Origin of the sequence: Vibrio sp. St2 (assembly GCF_947311885.1) — a bacterium.
Taxonomy (GTDB): domain Bacteria; phylum Pseudomonadota; class Gammaproteobacteria; order Enterobacterales; family Vibrionaceae; genus Vibrio; species Vibrio coralliilyticus.
The window spans coordinates 656,131-680,224 of sequence record NZ_CAMZNA010000002.1; the positions used below are offsets into that span (position 1 = coordinate 656,131).

General features: G+C 45.2%; 26 protein-coding genes. 14 read left to right on the forward strand and 12 right to left on the reverse strand.

The features are described from left to right. The first annotated feature begins 153 nt into the window (after positions 1–153). The 6 genes from QMA41_RS09425 to QMA41_RS09450 all read left to right on the forward strand — a co-directional run bounded on the left by QMA41_RS09425 (position 154) and on the right by QMA41_RS09450 (position 6,003). Positions 154–1,152 (forward strand): ABC transporter substrate-binding protein, encoded by a 999-nt coding sequence (locus tag QMA41_RS09425; RefSeq protein ID WP_019276358.1) that lies wholly within the window; start codon positions 154–156, stop codon positions 1,150–1,152. 73 nt (positions 1,153–1,225) lie between these two features. Continuing rightward, entirely contained in the window at positions 1,226–2,125 is a 900-nt protein-coding gene (locus QMA41_RS09430) for a proline/glycine betaine ABC transporter permease (RefSeq protein WP_019276357.1), read from the forward strand. Continuing rightward, positions 2,118–3,341, forward strand: coding sequence for a glycine betaine/L-proline ABC transporter ATP-binding protein (locus QMA41_RS09435; protein ID WP_281629476.1), 1,224 nt, complete (start codon positions 2,118–2,120; stop codon positions 3,339–3,341). The genes QMA41_RS09430 and QMA41_RS09435 overlap by 8 nt, the downstream gene beginning before the upstream one ends. Positions 3,342–3,586: 245 nt before the next feature. Next, a complete protein-coding gene (locus tag QMA41_RS09440; RefSeq protein WP_281629477.1) occupies positions 3,587–4,534 on the forward strand; it encodes a hypothetical protein in 948 nt (315 codons plus the stop codon). Between the two features lie 223 nt (positions 4,535–4,757). Next, positions 4,758–5,711 carry an alpha/beta hydrolase gene (locus QMA41_RS09445; protein WP_281629478.1) on the forward strand — a complete coding sequence of 318 codons (954 nt, stop codon included), beginning with the start codon at positions 4,758–4,760 and terminating at the stop codon, positions 5,709–5,711. A gap of 1 nt (position 5,712) precedes the next feature. Then, entirely contained in the window at positions 5,713–6,003 is a 291-nt protein-coding gene (locus tag QMA41_RS09450) for a hypothetical protein (RefSeq protein ID WP_006961623.1), read from the forward strand. A gap of 85 nt (positions 6,004–6,088) precedes the next feature. Here QMA41_RS09450 and QMA41_RS09455 read toward each other — a convergent pair whose 3' ends face one another. Together QMA41_RS09455 and QMA41_RS09460 are read right to left on the reverse strand one after the other, a co-directional pair. Further along, on the reverse strand, positions 6,089–8,074 hold the full coding sequence (locus tag QMA41_RS09455) for a hypothetical protein (protein WP_281629479.1): 1,986 nt from the start codon (positions 8,072–8,074) through the stop codon (positions 6,089–6,091). 95 nt (positions 8,075–8,169) lie between these two features. Further along, the gene (locus QMA41_RS09460) at positions 8,170–8,580 is read right to left on the reverse strand and encodes a hypothetical protein (protein ID WP_006961625.1); all 411 of its coding nucleotides are present in this window, start codon (positions 8,578–8,580) and stop codon (positions 8,170–8,172) included. Between the two features lie 450 nt (positions 8,581–9,030). On the opposite strand from QMA41_RS09460, the gene QMA41_RS09465 reads away from it, so the two are divergent. From QMA41_RS09465 to QMA41_RS09490, 6 genes are all read left to right on the forward strand, one after another. Then, entirely contained in the window at positions 9,031–9,381 is a 351-nt protein-coding gene (locus QMA41_RS09465; RefSeq protein WP_281629480.1) for a DUF4144 family protein, read from the forward strand. 90 nt (positions 9,382–9,471) lie between these two features. Beyond that, positions 9,472–10,179: a class I SAM-dependent methyltransferase gene (locus tag QMA41_RS09470; RefSeq protein ID WP_019276350.1), complete on the forward strand. Its 708-nt coding sequence runs from the start codon at positions 9,472–9,474 to the stop codon at positions 10,177–10,179. A gap of 24 nt (positions 10,180–10,203) precedes the next feature. Further along, the gene (gene fos, locus QMA41_RS09475) at positions 10,204–10,608 is read left to right on the forward strand and encodes a fosfomycin resistance glutathione transferase (RefSeq protein WP_281629481.1); all 405 of its coding nucleotides are present in this window, start codon (positions 10,204–10,206) and stop codon (positions 10,606–10,608) included. A gap of 47 nt (positions 10,609–10,655) precedes the next feature. After that, a complete protein-coding gene (locus QMA41_RS09480) occupies positions 10,656–10,868 on the forward strand; it encodes a GDCCVxC domain-containing (seleno)protein (protein ID WP_348650163.1) in 213 nt (70 codons plus the stop codon). A gap of 38 nt (positions 10,869–10,906) precedes the next feature. Beyond that, positions 10,907–11,671: a carbon-nitrogen hydrolase family protein gene (locus QMA41_RS09485; protein ID WP_281629483.1), complete on the forward strand. Its 765-nt coding sequence runs from the start codon at positions 10,907–10,909 to the stop codon at positions 11,669–11,671. Between the two features lie 91 nt (positions 11,672–11,762). Then, positions 11,763–12,197: a GNAT family N-acetyltransferase gene (locus QMA41_RS09490; RefSeq protein WP_281629484.1), complete on the forward strand. Its 435-nt coding sequence runs from the start codon at positions 11,763–11,765 to the stop codon at positions 12,195–12,197. A 72-nt stretch (positions 12,198–12,269) separates the two neighbouring features. On the opposite strand, the gene QMA41_RS09495 is transcribed toward QMA41_RS09490, so the two are convergent. The 9 genes from QMA41_RS09495 to QMA41_RS09535 form a co-directional block, all read right to left on the reverse strand. Then, positions 12,270–13,082: a maleate cis-trans isomerase gene (locus QMA41_RS09495; RefSeq protein WP_051912557.1), complete on the reverse strand. Its 813-nt coding sequence runs from the start codon at positions 13,080–13,082 to the stop codon at positions 12,270–12,272. Further along, entirely contained in the window at positions 13,082–13,537 is a 456-nt protein-coding gene (locus QMA41_RS09500; protein ID WP_171340564.1) for a nucleoside deaminase, read from the reverse strand. Before QMA41_RS09500 ends, QMA41_RS09495 begins: the two co-directional genes overlap by 1 nt. Before the next feature lie 93 nt (positions 13,538–13,630). After that, positions 13,631–14,026 (reverse strand): multidrug efflux SMR transporter, encoded by a 396-nt coding sequence (locus tag QMA41_RS09505; RefSeq protein WP_006961632.1) that lies wholly within the window; start codon positions 14,024–14,026, stop codon positions 13,631–13,633. A 49-nt stretch (positions 14,027–14,075) separates the two neighbouring features. Then, positions 14,076–14,399: an SMR family transporter gene (locus QMA41_RS09510; protein ID WP_006961633.1), complete on the reverse strand. Its 324-nt coding sequence runs from the start codon at positions 14,397–14,399 to the stop codon at positions 14,076–14,078. 67 nt (positions 14,400–14,466) lie between these two features. Continuing rightward, positions 14,467–15,069 (reverse strand): DsbA family protein, encoded by a 603-nt coding sequence (locus QMA41_RS09515; RefSeq protein ID WP_019276344.1) that lies wholly within the window; start codon positions 15,067–15,069, stop codon positions 14,467–14,469. Then, entirely contained in the window at positions 15,066–16,925 is a 1,860-nt protein-coding gene (locus QMA41_RS09520) for an acyl-CoA dehydrogenase family protein (RefSeq protein WP_281629485.1), read from the reverse strand. The genes QMA41_RS09515 and QMA41_RS09520 overlap by 4 nt, the downstream gene beginning before the upstream one ends. Positions 16,926–16,961: 36 nt before the next feature. After that, positions 16,962–17,339, reverse strand: coding sequence for an ectoine synthase (locus QMA41_RS09525; protein WP_006961648.1), 378 nt, complete (start codon positions 17,337–17,339; stop codon positions 16,962–16,964). Between the two features lie 50 nt (positions 17,340–17,389). Further along, positions 17,390–17,644 (reverse strand): acyl carrier protein, encoded by a 255-nt coding sequence (locus tag QMA41_RS09530; RefSeq protein WP_281629486.1) that lies wholly within the window; start codon positions 17,642–17,644, stop codon positions 17,390–17,392. A 9-nt stretch (positions 17,645–17,653) separates the two neighbouring features. Continuing rightward, positions 17,654–19,126 carry an AMP-binding protein gene (locus tag QMA41_RS09535; protein WP_281629487.1) on the reverse strand — a complete coding sequence of 491 codons (1,473 nt, stop codon included), beginning with the start codon at positions 19,124–19,126 and terminating at the stop codon, positions 17,654–17,656. Positions 19,127–19,525: 399 nt separating this feature from the next. Here QMA41_RS09535 and QMA41_RS09540 point away from each other — a divergent pair, with 399 nt between their 5' ends. Both QMA41_RS09540 and QMA41_RS09545 read left to right on the forward strand, forming a co-directional pair. After that, on the forward strand, positions 19,526–19,951 hold the full coding sequence (locus QMA41_RS09540) for a MarR family transcriptional regulator (RefSeq protein ID WP_019276340.1): 426 nt from the start codon (positions 19,526–19,528) through the stop codon (positions 19,949–19,951). Positions 19,952–20,242: 291 nt separating this feature from the next. After that, positions 20,243–21,835, forward strand: a complete 1,593-nt coding sequence (locus tag QMA41_RS09545) for a BCCT family transporter (RefSeq protein ID WP_019276339.1) — start codon at positions 20,243–20,245, stop codon at positions 21,833–21,835. 56 nt (positions 21,836–21,891) lie between these two features. Here QMA41_RS09545 and QMA41_RS09550 read toward each other — a convergent pair whose 3' ends face one another. Then, on the reverse strand, positions 21,892–24,015 hold the full coding sequence (locus tag QMA41_RS09550) for a TonB-dependent receptor (protein ID WP_281629488.1): 2,124 nt from the start codon (positions 24,013–24,015) through the stop codon (positions 21,892–21,894). Positions 24,016–24,094: the final 79 nt, after the last annotated feature.

Sequence of the window (24,094 nt, forward strand, 5' to 3'; positions counted from 1 at the left end):
AGAATTCAGCTTGAATTCTCCCTTTTTAATATAAAACCTGAAACACAGCCGCTAAAACCAATCTCTCACTTCTTATAACTAACAAAGTAATCATTTGAACTCTAAACATTTTTTTACTACTCTGTGCTTGTATACATCAGAAAGGAATTCGAAATGAAATACACAACTGCAGCGTTAGCATTAGTTGCCGCCAACGCAGCCTTTATTTCTCAGGCTTCAGCCAATGAATGTGGCAAAGTCACGATCGCCGACATGAACTGGAATTCAGCCAGTCTTATTGCCAATATTGATCGCTTTATTCTTGAACATGGCTACGATTGTGAAGCAGAGCTGATACCGGGTGATACCATGCCAACAGGCACATCCATGATAGAAAAAGGTCAGCCTGATGTTGCCCCTGAACTGTGGAGCAACAGCCTGAAAGACGCATTAGATAAAGGTGTCGAGGAAAAACGATTACGCTATGCAGGTCGCTCCTTAGTCGATGGGGGCGAGGAAGGTTTCTGGGTTCCATCTTATCTGGTCAAACAATACCCTGAAATGAAAACCATTGATGGCATCAAAAAGCACGCTAACCTCTTTGAACACCCTGAAGATCCTGACAAATCCGCATTCTACAGCTGTCCGGCTGGCTGGAACTGTCAAATCAGCGCAGGCAACTTGTTTAAAGCACTTAAGCTAGATAACTCTGGCTTTGTCATTGTCGATCCGGGTTCAAGTGCTGGTCTTTCAGGTGCCATCGCAAAAGCTTACGAGCGTGAAGAGGCATGGTTCGGCTACTACTGGGCTCCAACTGCGGTTCTGGGTAAGTACGACATGGTTAAGGTCGATTTCGGTAGCGGTGTGGATGAAAAAGAATTTATCGACTGTACAACTAATGCAGAATGTGAAGCGCCTAAAGCCACTATGTATCCACCATCACCAGTGCACACCATCACAACCGAAGCTTTCGCGACACGCGCACCGGATGCATACCAATACTTTACCAAACGTGGTTTCACCAACGCCGATATGAACCAACTGCTTGCTTGGATGGAAGACAATCAAGCCGATGGTGAAGAGACCATGTACTACTTCCTTGAAGATTATCCGCAAATCTGGACCAAGTGGGTATCTCAGGACGTAGCAAATAAAGTAAAAAGCGCGCTTTAACAGACCGTTAGAACACGTATGAAGTACTCCAAAGCCAGCCCTGTCTGGCTTTGGTTTTAAAAGGAATTAAATGATGTCTGCAGAAAACTGGTTTAACAGCTTTCCTGAAATGGAACGCTCAGATCTTAGAGCTATCCGCAAAACGCTTGATGGCGCCTACCGCGAATTCTCCCGTGAACATGGTGAGTTCATTGAATCTCTCTTCGACCCACTGCTCTCTTTCTTAATCTGGTTTGAAAAGCTCCTTCTCTCCACTCCTTGGGTCTTGGTGCTGGCCGTCTGTACTGGGCTCGTTTTCTTAGCCAGTCGTTCATGGAAACTCACTCTGGGTTGCTTTGTCTCTTTGATACTGATCGGCTACTTCGGTATGTGGGAAGACACCATGCGTACCCTGAGCATCATCACCGTCTGTACCATGCTTTCAATAGCTTTAGGGATCCCGATAGGCATTGCAATGGCACGTTCGAATCGCATCCAGTCCGCCGTCACGCCTATGTTGGATATCATGCAGACCATGCCCGCCTTCGTATACTTAATCCCTGTCGTAATGCTATTGGGTATAGGTAAAATTCCGGGGCTAATCGCCGTTGTCATTTATGCTATCCCTCCGGTTATCCGCCTAACTAACCTCGGTATTCGACTGGTTGATAAAGAAGTGCTTGAAGCAGCAACTGCCTTTGGTGCCAGCGCCAAACAAAGACTATGGGGCGTGCAATTACCACTTGCTATGCCAACCATCATGGCAGGGATCAACCAAACCATAATGATGTCTTTGTCGATGGTGGTTATTGCATCCATGATTGGCGTCAAAGGCTTAGGCCAACCTGTACTTAAATCCATTACCAACCAATACTTTACTTTAGGTCTACTTAACGGCTTTGCCATTGTGGCGTTGGCGATTCTATTTGACCGCGCGTCACAGGCCTACGCAAAACGTACTCAAGCCCATCTAGGAGATATGAAGCATGACTAAACCTCTTATTGAAATCAGTGGCTTGTATAAGGTATTTGGCCGAAAGCCACAATCTGTGATGGATCGGGTAAAGGCGGGCGAGAGCAAAGATAAAGTCCTCGCTGATACAGGCCACACGGTCGGCCTCAAAGACATCAACTTGCAAATCAACAAAGGCGAAATCTTCGTCATCATGGGCCTTTCTGGGTCCGGTAAATCGACGCTTATCCGCCACTTTAACCGCTTGATTGATCCGACCGAAGGTCAGATTCTGGTCGAAGGCACAGACGTTATGAAGCTCAATCAAAAAGAGCTGGAAGAGTTTCGTCGCCATAAGATGTCGATGGTTTTCCAGCGATTCGGTTTACTACCGCACCGAACAGTGGTGGAAAACGTCTCTTACGGGCTTGAAGTGCAAGGGATTGAAAAATCGCAAAGACGCGCCAAAGCCGAACAATGGCTGGATACTGTTGGTCTAAAAGGCTACGAGAATCAGTACCCAGCGCAACTGTCTGGTGGTCAGCAGCAGCGTGTTGGCTTGGCAAGAGCACTTTGTACTGATGCGGAAATTCTCCTGATGGATGAAGCGTTCTCTGCGCTCGATCCTTTAATCCGAAGTGAGATGCAAGATCAACTTATCGAGTTGCAAGAGAAGCTGCATAAAACCATCGTATTTATCACCCACGATTTGGACGAAGCACTCCGACTTGGCGACCGCATCGCGATTCTGAAAGATGGCTTGTTAGTACAGCAAGGTACACCTGATGAGATCTTGCTGCATCCTGCCGACGACTACGTTGAAGCGTTTGTAAAAGACGTAAATCGAGCTCGCGCTCTGACCGTCGAAACCGTAATGCAGCCACCAGCCTACCGCATTTCAGCGACCAACATTCAAGAAGCCATCAAGCAAATGAAAGGCATCAAGCAAGATTACGCCTATCATGTGACTGAAGAGGGCTATCAGGGTGTCGTGACCAAAGAAGGCCTACTGGATGCAGCGAAAGACACTTCCAGTGAAGAGTTTAACGAAGAGATTTACGAAGAGGTCCCTTCCATTTCTCCAGATGCTGCTATCGAAGAAGTACTGATGGACAGCATCTCTTGTGATTACTCACTACCAGTTGTTGATGATGAAGGTAATCTGCAAGGCGAGTTGGAACGAAGTGCCGTTGCAGAGATTTTCTCAGATCAAGTGGAGGAAGATTCCCCAGCCCCAAAGTTGGATAAAGTCTCCTAGGCTCAACGAGAGCCAAGCTGGCTCTGCAAGCACGAAGCAAGAACCCCGTACTATTGTGGTATGGGGTTTTGTATAAATAGCCGCCCTTTCTAACACTCCTCCTTACCACAGCAAACTATCAATCCATCTCGGCTAACTTTTCGCCATTGCTTCAAACTTTGAACATAATCACGCAGTTGCATTTGAAATCAAAAAATTAGTCCGTATTGTGTATGGGAAAGCCAAAATACTGTATGGATAAACAGGTGTCAGCCAATAAATTTCAAGTCCACTATTACTTCAACGACGATTCTCACTCGATGGATGCACTGGTGCGACACCAGTGCGAAGCTGAGATCATCGCCATACTTTTTGAAGTTGCCACCACAATTGATGAGAACATTCAGATAGAAAGCGAAGCACATCAGGAAGGCGGTCTGCGTGACATCTGGAAAGTCGCCAACGCGAACGCTGGTATCCTTTCCGTAATTGTTGGCATTGCCTCGCTGGCTATCCCCCTTCTTCCAAAATCAGACTCCGAGCTTGAACGTTTACAAAAAGAAGAACTGCGTTTGAGCATTGAGGAACGTAAGCTGAGAATTGAAAAGCTAAAAGCGGAAGTAAAGTCTGAACGTGTCACCCCAGAAACGGTGTCAAAGGTTGCTGAGGTTGTTAACGAAAATTATAAGGTCATCACACGGCGTTCCAACCTGTTTAAGTATCTTAGTGCATACCCTAAAGTCACCAAAATTGGCATCAATGGACTCACCGAATCCGGCTCTGATGCTATGCCCGAGTTACACATCAGCAGGGCCGTTTTCAAAAAATTTGTCTTACCTTCCCACCGACTACCGATACAAACCATCGACGATGCAGTCATAGAAATAGTTTCGCCAGTATTAAGGCAAGGCAACTATCGATGGAAAGGCATCTGGCAAGGACAAAACATCAGCTTTACGATGAAAGATCTGAGCTTCAAACAAGATGTTCTGAGCAAACAAATCAGCTTCCAACATGGCTCTTCTATCCGCTGCGTCATGAATATTCGCTCTAAGCTAGACCACATTGGTGAAATCGTGATCACCAGTTTTTCCGTGGAGACGGTTCTGGAACATGGTCATGGCGTTGACTCTCATGAAACTCCGCAGGGTAGCGCCTATCATCATCGACGAGGTTTGGAGGCGGCTCAGGGCGATCTGTTTGAAACCTCTTGAGAGCTGAAATTACTTTACCTTTACTCACCTAAGGCTTTTCTCTCCCAAAATGTGCTCTATAACATCAAACACATTTTCGTCTTCAATCACTGCTTAAGGCTACGTTAATCCCATATTCACAGCGATTTGACCGCTATCTCCCAAAAACTGAACTGTATGTATATACATATTAATTTTATAAAATTAGAATCAAAACTATGCAGTCTAGTGGTAAGGAATAATAATGATTGAACACTTGGAGTCAGGTATCCGAAAACTGGTTGAAGGATTCATTGACGCTGGAAAGCCTTGTCCTTCTGAGCAACCCATTGAAGCGAGACGCGCCGGTTATCAAGCAACAGTTGAGCTGGCAGGCAAAGGCCCTGAGATGGCGCAGGTGTATATCGATATCGTTGACGGGATTACGCTCAAAATTTTCAGACCCAGCAACGCTTCTCACCTGCCGATAACGATTTACTTCCACGGAGGTTGCTTTATCAGCGGAGGCTTTGACACCCATGAGCAGCAGTTGCGTCAACTCGCGGCCGAGTCCAACAATGTGGTGATCGGCGTTCAATACCGATTGGCGCCAGAGCACACTTATCCTGCCGCTCACGATGATGCCTACAATGCCGTTGTCGCAATCCGAGAAATGGGCTCGAAATATGGTGGTGATACTGAACGTATCTCCTTGGTAGGCGATAGTGCCGGCGGCCATCTCACATTAGTGACAACAATGCGCCTTAAGCAAAGACAAAACTGGCTACCTGAGCGCCAGATTCTCATTTACCCAATGCTCGATCCGCATGGTTCATCGGCCAGTTACAAAGTTAATGCAACCGACTACATCATTACCGACAAAATGCTGCTGTCTGGCTTTGATATGTATCTTGGTGATAAAAGTCCAGAGCACATTGATGCAAACCCTGAACTCAACCCGCTGTTATGTGGTGACTTTCGAGGTTTACCTCCAACTTCGATTATCACAGCAGAATTTGATCCATTAAGAGACGAAGGTGAGCAGCTTTACCGTCAGCTGTTGAAACATGGTGTAGAAGCGCATTGTGAACGATATTTAGGTGTCATACATGGTTTTTATCAGCTTTCTGCTGTCAGTCAATCAGCAGTACGTTGTATTAGTCGTATTGCCGCCGAGCTGGCTAGCTCGACTCCAAGTACATTAAACAGAGGTCACTGACATGATTGAATTGGATTACCTGGTTCAAGTCACTAAGCTACCGAGCGATCTACAGAGTGCTTCTGGGGATGTGAATCACCATCTGTACGACACCTATGAAATTTATCAACGTGTCATCGATTCTAACTTGCTGTGGCGAGTCTGGTTAATTGACGAATACGATCAGGTGTGGCTTGAAGTTAATTTCATCAACTCTGACGGTGAGGCAGAGTTTCACACCATTATGATCGATGAAGGCACCTACCACAAAGTGGACTTTGATCGATACCAAGCGCTAGATAAGCTTGAGTAGATGTACCGAAACCAGTAAATGATAAGAACAAAAACGCATCACCGACTGGGTGATGCGTTTTTATTTTTCCTTTGTTTACGAACGTTTAATGATATCGAGTACCCGGAAAGCCTTGATGCAACCCTGTCGATATCACTTCATAGCGATCAGCGCTGAAGTTAGGAAACGGATCGAATACGGCTCGCGGTAAGCGAGGAAGCTGGACTAAATATCCCTTCGGAGCGGCCAGAAAGCCAACGTCAATGCCGATTTTCTTTAGCTCTGTTTCAAGCTTCGGTAAATAAAACCCTCCACCAACGTTACATGACTGCACCTTTAGTACACCAACCTGTCGAAGACCCAAATCGAAAAGCTTTCTTGCCAATCCTGTCGGTGTCAGTGATGTTTCAATACCACTTTGATTCATACAAACTGGGCCATAAGGATTACCGTGAGCAACCACATCCAAACGATGATTGAACGTCAAAGATGACAGTTGATCGGATTGCGCGTGAGGGAACAAGTTATTGAGGTGGCGAGAGCTTACGTCACCGTCACTATACAAATTCCCTTGAGGGATACCATAGCGACTCTTAACGTTCTCTCCAAAATGTCGAAACAGTGACGCCGGCTCCCCTTTCCCAAGTAGTAGTACATGACGATATTCACCCGAGGAGACCCAATTGTTCAGGCTGGTAGCGGTTTGATTCAGCAACCACCCCGTGGCTCCGGCTCGGGTTACCTTATGCACGCCGAAAGAACCAGCTCCTTCAAACAAAGCATACTCGTTACTTGAAGGGAAGCGTCGAACTCGTTGCCAAGCTCCTTGTATATTCGCGACAAAATCAGCGCCTTCTACAGCCCCTTCACCTAAGTAGTAATGCAACCCTGGCTCCACTTGTTGCCCAATGAGTGTTGAGTCAACGACCTTACTCACCTGTAAAGCGCCACTTTGCGTCATCTGCTCGCCCAATACCGCAGTTTCTTCTGTGGCAAGCTCAACAACTTCGCTCGTATAGACGGCATCAGCCACTCTCGCTCCATTAAACATCGTCCTTGAAAACAGTAGCCCTTGCGCGATTTCTCCCAACGCTAACTCGCCAATCACCTCAGGGGCAATTAGCGTCACTATCGTGATCGCAGCTAGCGAAGGAAAGCTCCAACGACTATGATGCGGTTGTTGTTTTATTTGACGAACATCGTTAACCAAAGCTTCGCCGACCATAGAGTAACCATATTTTGAGCCAGGTAGATTCTCAATATGTTGATACCACTCCTGTAGGTTTTCCCTATTTGCCTCTCTTAGCGATGGCCAGCGGGCCAAAAGTGTCGTTTGCAACATAGCTCCAACTCGAGCATAGGGATGTGAACCATTTTGATACTGCGAAAAGTCGTCATAGACAGGCTTCCAGTCAGTTGCCGATTGCTTAAGTTCAGCCAATAACACCTCTTCTAAGCGATCTTTGAATGTTCCTCCTCCTGAGAAACCTGAAATCAAAAATTGACGTATTGAGTCTGCATAACGACTACCCGTTTGCTGTGCTAGCTTTTGGAGCAGTTGAGATTCTCCATACTTTTCTAAACTTATGTTCAACGCTATCGAGTATATGGCCAAACCAGGAAGATCATTTTGATAATAACGTTGCAGATACAGTGCTTCATCTTCCGCTGAAGGGGAAACAAGCTCCAGCTCTCGTGACAAGTTGTCCAGAAAAATCTGCTTCATATACTCTGCTGGAAACAGCTCATAATGAGGCAAATCGTGAGCCTGTGACATAACGAATAACGTAGCTGACTCATTAATGATGGCGACATCTAATGAAGAGAGACCTTCTGTACTAAAATTTTGGTTGGCAGATTCCTTCAGCCGCGCAAAAAACAAGTCTGGCATATAGGTAATGCCGTGCTTCTTTTTCACCACATTGAGCGCGTCGACTGCACTGAGTGAATGCTGCTGAGATTGCCAGTCCACCCACTGACTGACCTTATCCCTCATCGCTTTATGATGTTCGTATTGATTGTACACAGAGGAAGTCGCGCTCGTGGGTAAACTTAGCCCAAGCGCTAAAATAGACAACAGTATTTTTTTCACAATTTTATATTCTGTAGTGTATTGAAAAAAGGGCACAATCTGATGAGTAGTGCCCTAAAAGAGGTAAGAACTTCAGTTCGTCATGAATCTAGGGATTAGCGATTGAAGTCGACTGGATTTGCCACTTCTAAACGAGTTAGAACATGATCAGGAAGGTTATTAAAGAAGGCATTAAGGTCAAGCTCAAACGGGCTGTTTGCTCCCGAGCGGCACATGATTAAATCGTCACCCATTATGGCCAGTTTCGGTGTAACTCCATCCCATATCAGCTTAGCGGTAAGGTTTAAATCACTGATATTAATGCCACAGTCGTAAGTTCTAGACCTCAGAACCCCATCTTCAACTGTGTAGCCGCCTAACAGAGCGATCGGGTGCTGAGATTTCGGAAAGACAATAGGTGCATCTGGAACTGAAGAAGAAGCTTCAGGAAAGGTAATGGTTTCAGTAGCTGAAACGCAGGTTGCAGCAAGTAGGGCCACTAAGCCAATGACGTTGTTAGTTTTCAATTTTAATTCTCCAAATATTTATAGTGGGAATAATCCCAATGAGAATGTATATCACTAACAAACAGTCATTCAATCCGCATAAAGCTACGATTACTGTAGGAAATAGCCGTTTTATCTTTTTATGCACTCAATGATTAAAAATAAATATAAAACAACACCTTAAATATACAAATTTAATATCAACCGTCTCCTAGGAATACTAAAAAAGCGTCACAAGAATAAGAACATAAGAAGCCACCAAATTTAAGCCCAAACAAAAACAATTTTAATCAAATAGTTAAAGTAACAAATCCAACATTAAACAAGGGAGCAGCAATAGGCCAAAGCACCACATCTATGTATTAAAGTCAGCAAAAATTAAATGGTTGATATCTCACATCAAAAAAGGAAAATGTTTATACAATAGAGTCTTGATCAAGTTTTGTTCACCTAAAAAACCAAGGAATCGTTTTGATAGCTACCGCAATCAACAAAGAGGGCAATGAGATTCAATGGCCCGCTTTACTTAAGTTCGAAGGTGATAACGAACTCATTTTCCTCGCTTCACAAGATATGCTTTTTCGAGAATTAGAATCACTGATACTCGACACCAACGATTTGGTCATCGATTCTGGAGGGAGGTGTTTCCAACTGGAATCAGACTCTGAAAAAATCGGGGTAAACATGACGCCAAAAACATACGACCTGACCGAAATAACCGACCTAATTCAGGCACATGAATTCAGCAAAGCTCAAGTTTGTATTATAAAGATTCAATTTGATTCCATTCACGCCGCGATCGATTCATTACGCGAACAATAAAAGATCAACATTTGTTCACGCCGGACGTTCGCGCTTACAATACGCTTCTCTCCTGTAGCGGATTCGCTGCTCACACAAAAGGTCTCTATCATGTCTGAAATGTACACCAAACACGCTAAACAGTACGATGCTGTCGTCAAGGACAACATTTACAATGCCTTGCTAGAACGCCCTTCAACCATGGCGCTTCTCGATGACCTTTCAGGTGCTGATGTCGTTGACATGGGCTGCGGTTCAGGCGTGTATGCTGAGTGGTTTATCAGCCAATCGGTGAAGCAACTGACTTGTGTTGATGCGTCTAGCGATATGATCGATCTTGTTCAGGCCAAACTGGGCGATCAAGTCAGCGCTTACGTACAGGATATTGCGAAAGGCCTTCCTCAAGAGTCAAGCAGTAGCGCCGATGTCATCGTGTGCCCTCTGGTGTTGCACTATATCGAAGATCTCACACCAGTCTTTGCAGATGTGTATAGAGTTCTTAAACCCGGTGGTTACATCGTATTTTCAACCCACCACCCTTTTGCAGATTTTGAATGTTCAATCTCGGGCAATTACTTTGAACGCGAATACATCGAAGAAGAGTGGAACACGGTCGGTACGCCAGTCAAAGTGAGCTTCTATCGACGCTCTCTGATGGAAATCAGTGAGGCAATTAGTGCGTCTGGGTTAAAGATATCTCGTATTACCGAAGGTAACGTGGATGAAAAAGTGAAATCCGTTTGTGAAGTTACCTATCAGCGTTTGAAGAACAACCCTAATTTCATTTTCTTCCGTTGTGAAAAGCCAAGCGCAGACTAATCAAACAAAACCTGTGGGGTAACGATGATAACCGGACTCAACCACATCACTCTCGCTGTAAGTAACGTAGAACGTTCGTTGGACTTCTATACTCGCGTTCTTGGCTTCGAGGGGGAAGTCAAATGGGAGAAAGGCGCTTACCTCTCGATCGGAGAATTGTGGTTGTGCCTATCTCTAGACTCACCTTGCCCTAAAACCGATTACAGTCACATTGCATTTAATGTTGCTGAGGATGACTTCGCGACCTTATGTGAACACCTAGAAAAACACAAAGCTGAGCAATGGAAAAGTAACCAAAGTGAAGGCTCATCTGTGTATATTCTCGACCCCGATGGGCACAAACTAGAGATTCACTGTGGAAGTTTGGAAAGCCGTTTAAAAAGCTTAAAATCAAAACCTTACCGTGGATTAAAGTGGTTGAAGCCCTAGTCTGATATTCGCACCTATGCTTAAATAGTGCAAACGGTGGAGGTGCAATCATGGAAGTAGTAACAGAATCCAAACTGGCTTGCCCTAAGTGCGGTTTTTCGAGCCTAGAATCTATGCCAGATAACGCCTGCGTTTACTTCTACGAATGTAAAAGCTGTGGCGAACTCCTTAAGCCACTACCAGGCGACTGCTGTGTATTTTGCTCTTATGGCACGGTTCCCTGTCCACCCATTCAGATTTCAGGAAAATGCTGCCAATAGCTTAGCAGCAAGCCATTAAAGGAAAGGTATAACTAAGGATGGAACAAACACTAATCATTGGTTTGGCTCAGGCTCCAGCCAAGAGAGGAGACATTGAAGCCAATTTGCGCGCTCACCTTATGCATGTGGAGCAATCTTCTCAGCTTGGAGCAAATCTCGTCGTGTTTCCTGAACTGTCTTTAACAGGGTACGAACTGGATCTAGCCGACGAGCTTGCCTTTGACCCATCAACTTCTGCGATTAAAGCACTTTCATCCGCAGCTACTGCGCATAATATTACGGTCATTGCGGGCTGTCCGCTTACAGTGCCAGACTCAAAACCACATATTGCCGCGGTTATTTGCTTTCCAAACGGAGAGATCGAGTTCTACTCCAAACAGTACCTGCATGACGGTGAAGGCACTTATTGCGCTGCAGGAAAAAACAATTACGTGCTCAACATTAATAATAAGCGTATTGCGCTTGCCGTATGTGCAGATTTTACTGAACCTGAGCACGCCCAAGGCGCAGCCGACAACAAAGCAGATCTTTATCTTGTAAGTGCCCTGATCTCACCAACTGGTTTCACCCCTGATGCTAATATTTTGTCTGGCATTGCTCGTAACCATGCGTTCCCAGTCCTCCTTTGCAATCACATATCGAAAACAGGTGGATGGGATACTTGCGGCAAGAACAGTGCTTGGAATGCTCAAGGGGAATTAGCAGCTACATCCGACAATGCTCAGCAAGGTCTACTTATTTGTACGATTAGTAAAAACCACCTTTCAGCACAGTTTCATTCTCTTCAGGAAAGCGGCTCTTGATCACCAATTTTGACAAATCGGTAACTTATTGATAGGTATTGATTTAAAACATTGTTACGTCCAACATCATCTGCTTAGCAAGGAGGCTAAATTGGTGACCATCCGCCCAATGACAATCGAAGATTACGACGCCGTAATCCGGTTGTGGCTTCAGACTGAAGGCATGTCCGTAAGAGATGCCGATTCTCGTGAGAACATTGCGCTCTACCTCGACAGAAACCCCAATTTAAGCTTCGTAGCAATCAGTGAAGGTAATATTATCGGCGCCGTCTTGGTCGGAACCGATGGCAGGAGGGGCTATCTGCAACACCTAGCAGTCTTACCTCAGTTTCGTGGTCAGAGAATTGGCTATCAGTTAATAAGCCAATCCATTAACGCACTAGCCAAGATTGGTATTCCTAAAACTCACCTGTTTGTCTACGACGACAACCTCAATGCACAAAAATTCTATGAGAAACTGGGTTGGTTCCCTAGAGATAACATCAGGATGTATTCGTATAATTCTTCTCGTAATTCCAACGTCTGAATAATCAGATAGACGAAAACCTTACACTAGAACAAAGGCAGTTAACCCATGCCAACTGCCTCAAAGGATGCTCTAGCTGAAAAGCCTGCCATAACGTTCAATCTTGGCATCTGAGCCAATTGAACGTAATGCATCCCACAAAATTAGCTGATTTCCAGTGATCATGGTAACACCTAAAGTTTCTTCAACCGCTTTGATAATGCCAACAGATCTTTGTCCGTTACCACCGACAAAAACAGTGTCAGCACCTGAGTCCAAAACAACGTCTTTTATCCAAGTGTAAAGGGCTTGAGGAGTAACATACTTTTGCCCACTTTGAATACCACAAGAACTATGATGAACGACATTGAATCCCGCTTTTTCAAAGTAGCTTGCGCCTTGTGCGCTTAGGTCATAGTCAAACCACGCAGGGTTCACTACTGCTAGCTTTTGAGTACCCAGTTTCTTAAGTGCACGCTCTGCAGAAAGACAAGTTGAAACAATCGGTATCTCTCTTGCTACTGGTTTAAGACGTTCAATCAGCGCTCTTTCTCCATCCGGTCCATGTTTATAAGCTGAACTGGTAAAGGCTAAACCCACACAATCAATTGGTGACTGACAAACTGCCTCTACAGCCTCATCCAGATAAGGTGCCTGCACAAAAGATTCCACAGGAGCATGAGGAATTTTGTCATCCATCTCACCACCCGCTCTCATCGCTGAAAAAAAGATACGACTGCCGTGAACCGTTGCATGATCTCCTGCCATGGCGCCAATTTCGGCTTCTGGGCCGACATCAGCATGCGGCACCACAACGCCAATTCGAGCCGTTCGGTTCCAGCCGTCTGGCTCGAATAAATGTTCAATCGATTGTGTATTCTGAACTTCCAGTTCCAGCTTACTCATTAAAATTTCCTTTTACTTTGCAATAGCTTGAATGGTTCAAGCGCATTTTCCGTTGATTGTTTACGAACCAGCATTCCCCATTTTTCAGGGAACCCTGCCAACGCTGAGTATGAATTGCGATAATCAAAACCATGACGTGCGGCTTCATCTCTATCAGCGACATAAACCACCTCACTAATACCAGCGAATAGCGCATTCAAGTAGCACATGGCACATGGTTCACCTGAGGCGAGCAGCGTTAAACCTCTGAGATGAGAAGACTTGGTATTTCGGCATGCATCACGAATCGCTTCCACCTCTGCATGGGCTGTAGGATCATGGTTTTCCAGTACTCTATTAACCCCTTTGCCAAGGACCTCTCCTTTTGAATTAACAACATAAGCCGTGAAAGGGATGCCGCCCTGATGCACATGATCGACTGAGTAATTCACCAGACCATCTAAAAGCGTATCCATATTTTCGATCTTGCTCTTACACATATTCACCTCGCATAGAATTAAAATCTGGGTGTAAGTGGGTATTTTCAGCACCACTTACACCTCAATCGATCATTGGTTTGAAGCTAATACTTGGTCAGAAGATTGAAGCTTTTCACTACTCGCCAACTTTAGCCATATAACACCAGCGATAATGACACTTAGCCAAAATGCTTGATACAGAGTCAGCGTTTGGTCAAAGACAATAGCGCCAAATACCGCAGCACCAATTGCCCCGATACCAGCCCAAACCGCATAACCAATACCAACATCGATTTCTTTAAGGGCCACACTGAGTGCATAAAGTGTCAGCAAAAAGAAAATGACGGCGGATACAGACCATTTTAAAACGGTGAATGCTTCACTTCCCGCCACACTCAATGCATAGCCGATTTCAAATACGCCTGCCAGCAGCAGCATTATCCAAGCCTGTTTCGTACTTGCTTTGTTCTGTTTAGTTGTTGCCATGTTATTAACCTCTTATTTTTTAATAATTTTTATGATTTACCGACGTAGTTTATGCAGCGCCACTCATTCTCAGACCAATCACTCCACCAATAACCAGAACAATGCCTGACAGCTTTTGTAAGCTCAGACGTTCACCAAAGAACAAAGCGCCTAAGATGACAATTCCGACACCAGCTGCAGAGGTCCAAATTGAATAACCCACCCCGACATCAAAACTGAGTAGAGCGAGGCTGAGGAAGAAAGTAGCTATCGCACCACTAATCAATGTCGCTGCGGTCCACTTTGGGTTAGTGAAGCCATTCGCATTGCCAGCAGAGATAGCCACTGCGATTTCAAATAGCACTGCCGTGCCGAGGTAAAGCCAACTGATCATATTAATATCTCCTAGTGTTTATGATTGTTGTGGCTCAGTTTCCCTAAGCCACACTTTTAATGCCTTTCTAAGCCTGTATTTCGTCCAACGCTTCTATCGCGAGCCTTAGCTCTGTCGGGTCTGGGACTCCTGAGAACTTTCGTGAACCAACATAAATGGTTGGAACAGAAGAGATACGAGCCTCTTCAACCGCATGTTTCAGCGCCGTTTGGTGGTGCTCTAAGTAGGTTCCATTTGATAAAGCTTCAAGAACCTCATCTCTCTCCATGCCAATCTGGCTGGCAATATCGGCAAGAACATCTGGCTCACCAATATCTCTTTCCTGTTGGAAAAAAGCCTTCATAACGGCAACTGAAAATTCGTCCCCTAGACCCACTTGCTCTGCCAGTGCAAACACTTGGAAAGCTTTGTCTGTTCTCGGTTGAGGAGAAATTTCTGGGAGTTTCAACGCTACTCCTAACTTCGCTGCCATTGGGTACACAGAGCGCTCCCAAATTTCTGGCAAATATCGGTCTTCCGTTCTTAGTGTCGGTACTGGAGCGGGCCTTAATTCAAAAGGACGCCACTTGATTTCAACATCTAATCCCTGAATGACCTTGTTAATCACGTGATCTGCAAGCAAGCAGTACGGGCAGACGTAGTCGGTATAAATCTGAATTTGCTTTTTCATAAAATCGACCTGTTCTCATTAGAAGACTTTGGTTTTCTAGCCTGCGGGACCGTACCCGACTCAGTCACCATGTTTGGGTGGTGGGCATCAACTAAATCGATCAATTGCTGGTAGTTTGGCTGTTCAAACCGAATCGGTTCACCGATGTAATTCATGGTGCCGCCGTCGCTATATGGCTGCGCAAGCGCATCGCTAAAGCCATCAAACTCAAGTGTTTCTAACCCATACAACTTGCACAGTAAGCTATTAAACACCGGGGAAACTTTAAGCCACTTACCGTCAATTTTGACTTCGTTGTACCAATGTAAGAATACTTCTCCACCGACTAGGTCCTGCAGCTCAGGCGTTGAGATATGGTTGTTCACCCGATTGGCGACGATACGACATTCAATACCTTGAGAATGACAAGTGGCGGCGTAAAGGATCGCCTTATGTAAACAAAACCCTATACCTACTTTGACAATAGAGCTCGCTCGGAGACCCTTCTCACTGATGTCTGTGTTGAACACCATATACGCAATTTTGTCTCGCACTGCATAGTAGAGTTTGACCGCGGTCTCTCGCTTGTTGAGTTTCTCTGAACCTAACGCTTTTTGCACAAATGACTGCACATCAGGATGCTGATAATTAAACACGGCCTCACTCTCAGAATGTTCAGCTACTTTGGGGGCTTTCTTAACATTCGGCACGCGAATCTGGTTGCTCTCTGATCGCTTTTTACTTTGAGTTGCTACCCCCAACATCGCGGCGATTCGCCCTCGTTGGATATCATTTGTTCCCGAATAGATTGGCCCTGACAGTGCGTTACACACCTCCTCGCCAAAACCATTTGACGCGACATAACCGTATCCACCGTGAATGTGAAGTGCATCGACCGATGTCGCCAAAGCGTTTTCGCTAACGAACACTTTAGCGATAGCCACTTCACTCGTAATGTCCTTGTTATCAATCATTTTTTCAGCAACGTGGTAAAGCCACTGACGACTCAGTTCATAGCGGATTTTCATGTCTGCAATTCGGTTGGAGACCGATTGAAACGAACCAATAGGGCTATCAAATTGATGACGCGAGTTCACGTAGCTGACACAGCGATCTAAGCGGCGTTTCATCTCACCCACGTTGAGCATAAAGGCAAAGAGAATTTCTCTTTGCATCACATGACTGAGGACGAAAAAGCCTGCTCCACGTCGGCCAATCATATTGGCTTTGGGAACACGACACTCTTCCAGTGTCAGTTCACATAGAGGAGAAGTATGTAGGCCCACTTTCTCCATCTCTTTCCCAAGGCGCACACCTTGAGTTTTGGTATCAACTAAAAATGCAGAAACACAGTCTGCTGTACTCGAGTCACTGGTTTTTGCATAAACGACGATAACGTCAGCGATGCTTCCGTTAGTGACAAAAGCTTTGTGTCCGTTGAGCACATAGTCATCACCCTCTTCTCTCGCCGTTGTCGTCATACTGAGTGCATCCGAACCAGCTTGCGGTTCGCTGATGGCATGAGCACCGATCAGACGACCTTTGACTAATGATTCCATAAACTCATGTTTAAGCTCCTGCGAGCCAAACTTATTCAGAGCGGTAATCGTGCTCGCTAAATGCGTAGCCACCGAAAAGCTCAGACCGGAGTCTTTACATATTTCTCCCAGCCGTTCTAAACCGTGTAAGGTCGAAAGCACGGATTCACGCTTGTCGATATCACTACTGACTGCTCGCTCAAATATCCCAGTTCTGGCAATTGCTTCCCATTTATCACGCGGAAACCGTCCGCTACTGGCTTCATTTTCTAATTCATGTATCGCGGCATCGATGAAACTTCTCGCACGCTTTTTTATATTTTTATCCTGACGTTGCATTTTGCGTCCTTTAGAAACTGTTATTGGACAATCAAATTAGTACTGTGAAAATCCATCAGCACTTAGCTGATGTTTCTCTTGGCCAGTTAATGGAGGGTTGAATACGCTGACTAGATGTAAGTCGTCACTTTCGTCAGCAATCAGGATATGTGGGTCATTTTCATCAAGTGCGTAGATTGCACCCGGTTCAATATCGTAGATTGTGCTGCCATCGGCTGAAATCACTTGCCCCTTGCCGCTGATGCAATAACAAGCTTCTAAGTGGCGACGATACTGAAGACGAGACTCACTACCCGCCTCTACAACGGTGTGACAAACCGTAAAACCCATCCCATCTTTCTCAGTGAGTAGTCGAAAGCTTGAACCATTGCCCCACTGAACACCTTCAAGTTCCTTTTTGTTTCGATGTATCATTTTTTGCTCCTTCAAATACGTGTTGTTTGGATTTAGCGTTTAATGCAAAGCTAAGCTGTTAGCGGTGCATGTTCATGAATAAATTGTTCAATGCGTTCGATCGAACTGAAGTCTTCAGGTGCGATTTCGATATCACCGGTTGGTATCTCAAACTCTTCTTCCAGCCAGGCCACAAGTCGAACAAGAGACAAGCTATCAATGACGCCTGTCATAAGAAGATCGCAGTATTCAGGCAATGTCTCAGCAGCGATATCAGGAGCTAGCTCCCCGCAGATGTAGTTTTTAATCTCGGTACGGTAGTTCATGTTTTCCTCCTATAGGTTTAATGTGTGAACAATTTTGGTTCTGTCCGGCTTCCCTGTAGATGTTCTGGGCAGGGAAGTTTTACTAACGTGAAAACGAGATGGAATAGACGTTCTGGGCAGATGCTTGGCGCACAGCAGACGCAGGGACATCCCATCAAAATCCTGTTCTGAATTACAGTGAACAACGGCGTGAAGTACCGAGCCAGCAACCTCATCCCTTACCGCCAGTACAAGAGACTCTTTGACCTGCTGCGAAAGGTTAATGACATGTTCGATATCCTTTAAATTAGTGCGCACGCCTCGAACCTTTACAATGAAATCAGTTCGACCAATCAATGAAATCTCGCCACGGTCACTGACGGAAACCCGATCACCCGATTTGTAGAACCATCGGTTATTGGCTTCATCAAAATAGAAAGCCTGACTCGTTTTGTCTGACTCGGTGTAGCCAAGGGACATGAAAGGCGTAGAAGTATGCAGTTCCCCTTCACCTGCACCGTTAAGCTCAAAACCTTCATCATTAACGATCTTAAAAGTTGAGCCTTGAATAGGTATTCCCAAAGGAAGTACTTCTAGCTGACAGATCTCTACAGAATCGGCACTAAAAACAAATGAGTCATTGGTTTCCGTACAACCATAAACATTGTGGAAGCGGGAAGAGGGATAGTATGCCGCGACTTGCTCTCTCAATGATTTCGTCGTGACGTCCCCCGTAAACACAATATGTTCAGGTGAGTACACACTTGGTTCTGCCTTACTATCCTGGCAAAGCAGCGTATAAAGCATAGGTACACCTTGTATAAGGTTTGGCTGGGTTCGAGAAACTAAAGCTTTGAGATAAGAAGCCTGCGTTGCTTTTTCCTGACTCACCATAATCACGCAAGCCCCGAGCATCAGTGGCGCCCATACTTCCAATAGGCTCAAATCAAAGTTCAGTGGTGCGTAACTCAAAACCTTGGATTCATTGCCAAGGCTAAAGAATTCTTCTGACCAGTTAACAAATGCATCGATTCCACTTTGAGTTAAGCGAACAACCTTGGGAACACCGGTTGACCCTGATGTTGTGAGCATTAATGCCACATCTTTCTTGTCCTCTAGAGAAGACACACATTCAAAATCCCAAGACCCAACAACAGAAACCTTATCTTCAATTTCACTTATCGCCAGCTCACAGCAGACAGCGGCTTTTTGATAAATGTGAGGTTTAACTTCATCACCCAAATCTTTAGAAATCAGCAATGGAGCACAGCCCTTTTTACCAAGAGCCACGCACAAAGCCACATTTGCAACAGACTTGACTGCAGACACCGCGACAGTTACCTGACTAGGGACCTTCAATCGGACCAATTCTTGTTCGGCATGCTGAACAAGCTGATCAAATTGGCGGTAACTCCATGTTTTATCTTCAGTAACAAATGCCGTGCTTTCTGGATCTTTTTTCACTTTTTCCGATAGCGCTGACACAACCCTCGCCAGTTTCATGACTCTTCCTTGTCCAATAACATTAACTTGCATGTGCAAGCATATTATTAATCAGCGATAATCATGTCAACATGCTTGCACATACAACATGTTTGATATTTAGAATGAAAATTATGTGTTTTTATTACTAGAACAAAAGGTTAAGCGACAAATATATATAAATAGGTTATATGAAACAGTTCTTTATAATGATGATTTTGAATTTAATAAAATAAATCGATGCAATGAAACGCCTAAAATGAGAACTTTATAAAACACTAAATATGTGAAGAGTTTCACAATAATCTGTTCTACTGCTATAATTCAGTCTTACAAATTAAATGCATGTACATATTTATATAAGCAAATAACAACAAATCGGTAAGGGTGACGCCTCACCAACGACGAAGAGGTCCTCAAATGAAAACGCAATTTCTTCTCTGGCAAAAACTGAAAATTGTCATCGACAGCGTTGAAGCCCAGATAGCGAAAGAACTACAACAAAAACATGGGTTAGGTATTACAGAGTACCGAGCGCTAAGCTTGTTAATTGAGGCTCCTGATTCAGAACTAAGAATGCAAGAGCTCGCTAAATGCTTAGGATTGAATCAAAGTTCCGTCACCAGACTCGTAGAAAGACTAGAAAAAGGCGGCCACACTATCCGCGACTTGTGCCCAAAAGATAAGCGAGGCGTGTACACCGTATTAACTGGCAAAGGCCGGGAAGCTCAAACCTCAGCAGAAAAAGAGTATGCTGAATTCCTCAACAATGCACTGAGCGAAGCAGCTCTGATCGAGGACAATGCGGATATAGTGCAAAGTCTGCGCGAGATGATCCAACTATAGCGACACTGAAATACCCCCCTCTTTTACCCTCTCGAAGGTTATGGCAGCACCGACAAAAGCAAGGATCGCTGCCTGCCCATAAAATACTCTGCTTATACAGCGTTAGCCTCTCTAATGAGGAGAGCAAATCACCATTGAGGCCTGACACATTTCATTAGACCTCTACTTAATCTTCCTTCCATTATTTACTCAATTATTGTTAATAAACCAGACTCACTTTCGTTTGAACTGGCATTCTGTTACCCTTCGTCGGAAAATTTATTTCGAACTCTAAATAATTAGCGAGGATTAATGAGTAGTACTAAGGATAGGTATAGTATTGAAAATACCGATTATACCGTCGGTCAGGACAACGTTCAGAAATGGGGTTTTGACGTTCACAATCCAGTTTTTGGTGCCAGTGCGGGCCTGATCATTGTCTTTCTTGTCGCCCTTCTTATCGCCGATCCTACCGTTGCAAAATCCACTATTGATGGCGTAAAACTGCAAATCATAGAGTCATTTGACACGCTGTTTATGTGGTCAGGAAACGTGTTCCTGATTTTCTGTATTGGTCTGGTCTTATCGCCGTTTGGTAAAATTCGTATCGGTGGCGTCGATGCCAAACCTGAGCATTCCAATCTTTCATGGATCGCCATGCTATTTGCCGCTGGCATGGGTATCGGCTTGATGTTCTGGGGTGTTGCTGAGCCAGTTGCTTACTTCACTGGTTGGTTTGAAACACCACTAGGTGTCGAGCCATACACTGAAGAAGCAGCCAAAGTGGCCCTAGGTGCAACCATGTTCCACTGGGGTCTACACCCATGGGCGATTTACGCAGTGGTCGCGTTAGCGATGGCCTTCTTTGCCTTCAATAAAGGTCTGCCACTTTCTATTCGCTCGGTGTTTTATCCTATTCTTGGTGATCGCACTTGGGGTTGGTTTGGTCATATCATCGATATCCTTGCAGTGCTAGCGACACTATTTGGTCTTGCAACCTCATTGGGTCTAGGCGCTCAGCAAGCCGCGAGCGGTATCAGCCATGTGTTTGGTATTGATGGTGGTCTCGGGTTGCAGCTGGGAGTAATTGCATTTGTCACCAGCCTTGCTGTTGTGTCTGTTGTCCGTGGTATTGATGGCGGTGTCAAAGTGTTGAGTAACACCAACCTGATTGTGGCCTTCGCCCTATTGATGTTTGTGATCATTGCAGGTCTGGCGACGGCGCTAGGTACCATTCCAACAACACTGACTGGCTATGTGGAAAATATGCTCCCATTGAGTAACCCATATGGCCGTGAAGACGAAGCTTGGATGCAAGGCTGGACAGTATTCTACTGGGCTTGGTGGGTATCTTGGTCACCATGTGTCGGTATGTTTATCGCCCGTATTTCAAAAGGCCGTACCGTACGCGAATTCCTTTCTGCAGTTATCCTAATTCCAACGGCTATTACCCTAGTCTGGATGTCCGCATTTGGTGGTATCGCGATTGAGCAAGTCATCAATCAAGTCGGTGAACTGGGTCAGAACGGCCTGACTGATATTACTTTGTCACTGTTCTACGCCTTTGACGCCATGCCAATGGGAACACTGCTTTCAGTAATCTCTATCGTATTGATTATGGTGTTCTTTATTACCTCATCTGACTCGGCGTCACTTGTTGTCGATAGTATTACGTCAGGCGGTAAAGTGGATGCACCGATTCCACAACGCATTTTCTGGGCATCGGTAGAAGGTGCTATCGCAGCAATGTTGCTTTGGATTGGTGGTACAGAGGCCATTCAAGCGCTTCAAGCAGGAACCATCTCAACTGGCTTACCATTTACTGTGATTCTGCTAACCATGTGTGTCAGCCTACTGATGGGTATGCGCACAGAGCTGCAGCATCACAAACTCAGCTATGCGTAAGAGATACCAATAGAAAAGGCCGCTCTGTGAGCGGCCTTTTTTACTTAATGAAACTCTTAGAACTTAACTTGATAGTTCAAAGTGTACGTACGGCCGCGGCCTTTGTATTCGTACATTGGAGAGTTGCCGTACCAATGGATTGCACGCTGACTCCAAGTAGTTAGGTAATCTTCGTTCAGTAGGTTTTTAATACCGAAACCAAGGCTACCAACAGGAAGCTGATAGTTACCCACGAGGTCAACCACGGTGTAACCGTCAAGTTTGCGATTGTCAGCATCGGTGTAATCAAACGTGGTCAAGCTTTGCAGCTTCACGTTGTAGTCGTATTCATACCAGCCAACCCATGCGCTTGCTTTTGACGTGCTTGCTTCCATGGCTTCGTAATCTTCCCAACCTGAATCCGCTTTGATTTCCGAAACAACATAGTGCCCAGAGGTACCTAGCTGAAGGTTATCCATCGCCCAGTAGCTAACTTGTGCTTCAAGACCATAAACACGCTTTGGATCAGAAACGCCACTGATACTCTGGTCGTCAGCGTATTCAATTGAGCCGTCTGAGTATGAGTAGTACGCTGCTGTTTGCAGAGAAACATTATCCCAATCGCTGCGATAACCTACCTCGTAACTGTCGGTCTTAATGCCTTCCAGTTTAGTATCATTAACGTTTACCAAAGCATCTTTACCGTAGTACTTGGCTGGGTTTGCCAGATCAAAGCCTTGAGAGAAGTTAGCCCATACTTGAGAAGACGGTGTTAGGTGATAGATGGTACCGATGTTGAACAAGCTTTCTGCATAGTCCGTCTCACCGCCAGGAACGAAGTCAGAGCTAGCATTCTTCTGGAAATCAGAGATCTTAGTGTTTAGATATTGATAGCGATAACCACCTTGAAGCACCCAATCCGGAGTTAATGCGTATTCTGCTTGAATAAAGCCCGCAAGCGCATCGGTATCTACACCCGGATAACGGCCTTCAATGGTATCGATAACGTTAATCATACCGCCGCTGTTTTCAGTCGTGGTTTGATCGTAGATAGCATTATCACTGTCAAAACGATCAATAAATCCATCAACCCCGTAAGTCAGATTGAGCTCACCGAAAGACTTATTCAGTGCGGTTTTGATAGACAGGATATCGGTGTTTTGGGTCGATGAACTCAACACCAGTTCAGTGCCGCCACCCGCTGTGTATGGCGTAAAAGTGTGGTCTTCTTTACGGTAAGAAACTTCTGCAATCAACTGATGATTAAGGAAGTTAGCATGGCTGTATTGAGCACTCAGCATAATGCGCTCCGTACCTTGCTGACGATCAGCTGAGTAACCATCACGGACTTCAACAAACTGGTAGTTTCCGCTACCGTCTTTTTCAAAGTACAGACCGTATGGCGAATCTTGTTGGCTGTCGTAGTACTGCGCTAGCAAGTTTAGGTTTTGGTCTTCTGCAAGATTGATCTGCAAAGTACCCAGTAGGTCAATCGTCTCATTAAACTGAGTCGAGCCTTGGGAAATGTCTGGCGTAACGATTGTGCCATCAGCGTCAAAGTAGCCTTGAGTTTTGGTGTAGGCAACCGATGCTCGGCCCTGCACTTTCTCGTTCCCGCCTGCGACGGATTGCGCCAGTTTGTAGTCGAAATCTTCACTTGAATTCAGACCAGACGTACCGCCAACAAAAGTCTCAAACTCCGGTTCTTCACCCTGCGCTTTTTTGGTGATGATGTTGATTACACCACCGCTAGCACCAGCACCGTAAATTGAACTTGCACCTGATAACACTTCGATTCGCTCAATATTAAACGGGTCAATTGAATCCAACTGGCGGCTGATCGAGCGAACAGACTGTAGAGACACACCGTCAATCATCACCATGATACTGCGGCCACGTAAGTTTTGGCCTGAGTGAGTACGACCACCGCTACTAACATCGAGTGAAGGAATCGTCGCCGCTAGGATTTCATCCAAGCTTTTACCACCGCGATACTCTTGCTCGATTTGCTCAGCATCGATATACCAAACAGTACCTGGGATCTCACTGATCGCTTTTGGTGTTCTGCTGGATACCACCACCATTTTCTCTTGGGTCGTAGTGTATTCTTCAGCGTTTGCTGCTGAAGCAACGGTTGATGTTGCTGCTGCCACTGCAATTGCAACAAGGCTAAACGGGAATGCCCCTTTATTGAGTTTCATGTTTATCACTCTGTTTATAATTAAATCAAAAGCGTTATTAGAACGAGAATAGTACTCACTAACACTTTCACTTCCACCT

Excerpts from the sequence above, each read along its gene's own strand:
- QMA41_RS09535 (WP_281629487.1), bottom strand. The coding sequence starts at position 19,126 with ATGAAACTGGCGAGGGTTGTGTCAGCGCTATCGGAAAAAGTGAAAAAA.
- QMA41_RS09435 (WP_281629476.1), top strand. The coding sequence starts at position 2,118 with ATGACTAAACCTCTTATTGAAATCAGTGGCTTGTATAAGGTATTTGGC.
- QMA41_RS09500 (WP_171340564.1), bottom strand. The coding sequence starts at position 13,537 with ATGGATACGCTTTTAGATGGTCTGGTGAATTACTCAGTCGATCATGTG.
- QMA41_RS09430 (WP_019276357.1), top strand. The coding sequence starts at position 1,226 with ATGTCTGCAGAAAACTGGTTTAACAGCTTTCCTGAAATGGAACGCTCA.
- QMA41_RS09545 (WP_019276339.1), top strand. The coding sequence starts at position 20,243 with ATGAGTAGTACTAAGGATAGGTATAGTATTGAAAATACCGATTATACC.
- QMA41_RS09515 (WP_019276344.1), bottom strand. The coding sequence starts at position 15,069 with ATGAAAAAGCAAATTCAGATTTATACCGACTACGTCTGCCCGTACTGC.
- QMA41_RS09505 (WP_006961632.1), bottom strand. The coding sequence starts at position 14,026 with ATGGCAACAACTAAACAGAACAAAGCAAGTACGAAACAGGCTTGGATA.
- QMA41_RS09540 (WP_019276340.1), top strand. The coding sequence starts at position 19,526 with ATGAAAACGCAATTTCTTCTCTGGCAAAAACTGAAAATTGTCATCGAC.
- QMA41_RS09510 (WP_006961633.1), bottom strand. The coding sequence starts at position 14,399 with ATGATCAGTTGGCTTTACCTCGGCACGGCAGTGCTATTTGAAATCGCA.
- QMA41_RS09425 (WP_019276358.1), top strand. The coding sequence starts at position 154 with ATGAAATACACAACTGCAGCGTTAGCATTAGTTGCCGCCAACGCAGCC.
- QMA41_RS09445 (WP_281629478.1), top strand. The coding sequence starts at position 4,758 with ATGATTGAACACTTGGAGTCAGGTATCCGAAAACTGGTTGAAGGATTC.
- QMA41_RS09470 (WP_019276350.1), top strand. The coding sequence starts at position 9,472 with ATGTCTGAAATGTACACCAAACACGCTAAACAGTACGATGCTGTCGTC.
- QMA41_RS09525 (WP_006961648.1), bottom strand. The coding sequence starts at position 17,339 with ATGATACATCGAAACAAAAAGGAACTTGAAGGTGTTCAGTGGGGCAAT.
- QMA41_RS09450 (WP_006961623.1), top strand. The coding sequence starts at position 5,713 with ATGATTGAATTGGATTACCTGGTTCAAGTCACTAAGCTACCGAGCGAT.
- QMA41_RS09495 (WP_051912557.1), bottom strand. The coding sequence starts at position 13,082 with ATGAGTAAGCTGGAACTGGAAGTTCAGAATACACAATCGATTGAACAT.
- QMA41_RS09520 (WP_281629485.1), bottom strand. The coding sequence starts at position 16,925 with ATGCAACGTCAGGATAAAAATATAAAAAAGCGTGCGAGAAGTTTCATC.
- QMA41_RS09550 (WP_281629488.1), bottom strand. The coding sequence starts at position 24,015 with ATGAAACTCAATAAAGGGGCATTCCCGTTTAGCCTTGTTGCAATTGCA.
- QMA41_RS09485 (WP_281629483.1), top strand. The coding sequence starts at position 10,907 with ATGGAACAAACACTAATCATTGGTTTGGCTCAGGCTCCAGCCAAGAGA.
- QMA41_RS09530 (WP_281629486.1), bottom strand. The coding sequence starts at position 17,644 with ATGAACTACCGTACCGAGATTAAAAACTACATCTGCGGGGAGCTAGCT.
- fos (WP_281629481.1), top strand. The coding sequence starts at position 10,204 with ATGATAACCGGACTCAACCACATCACTCTCGCTGTAAGTAACGTAGAA.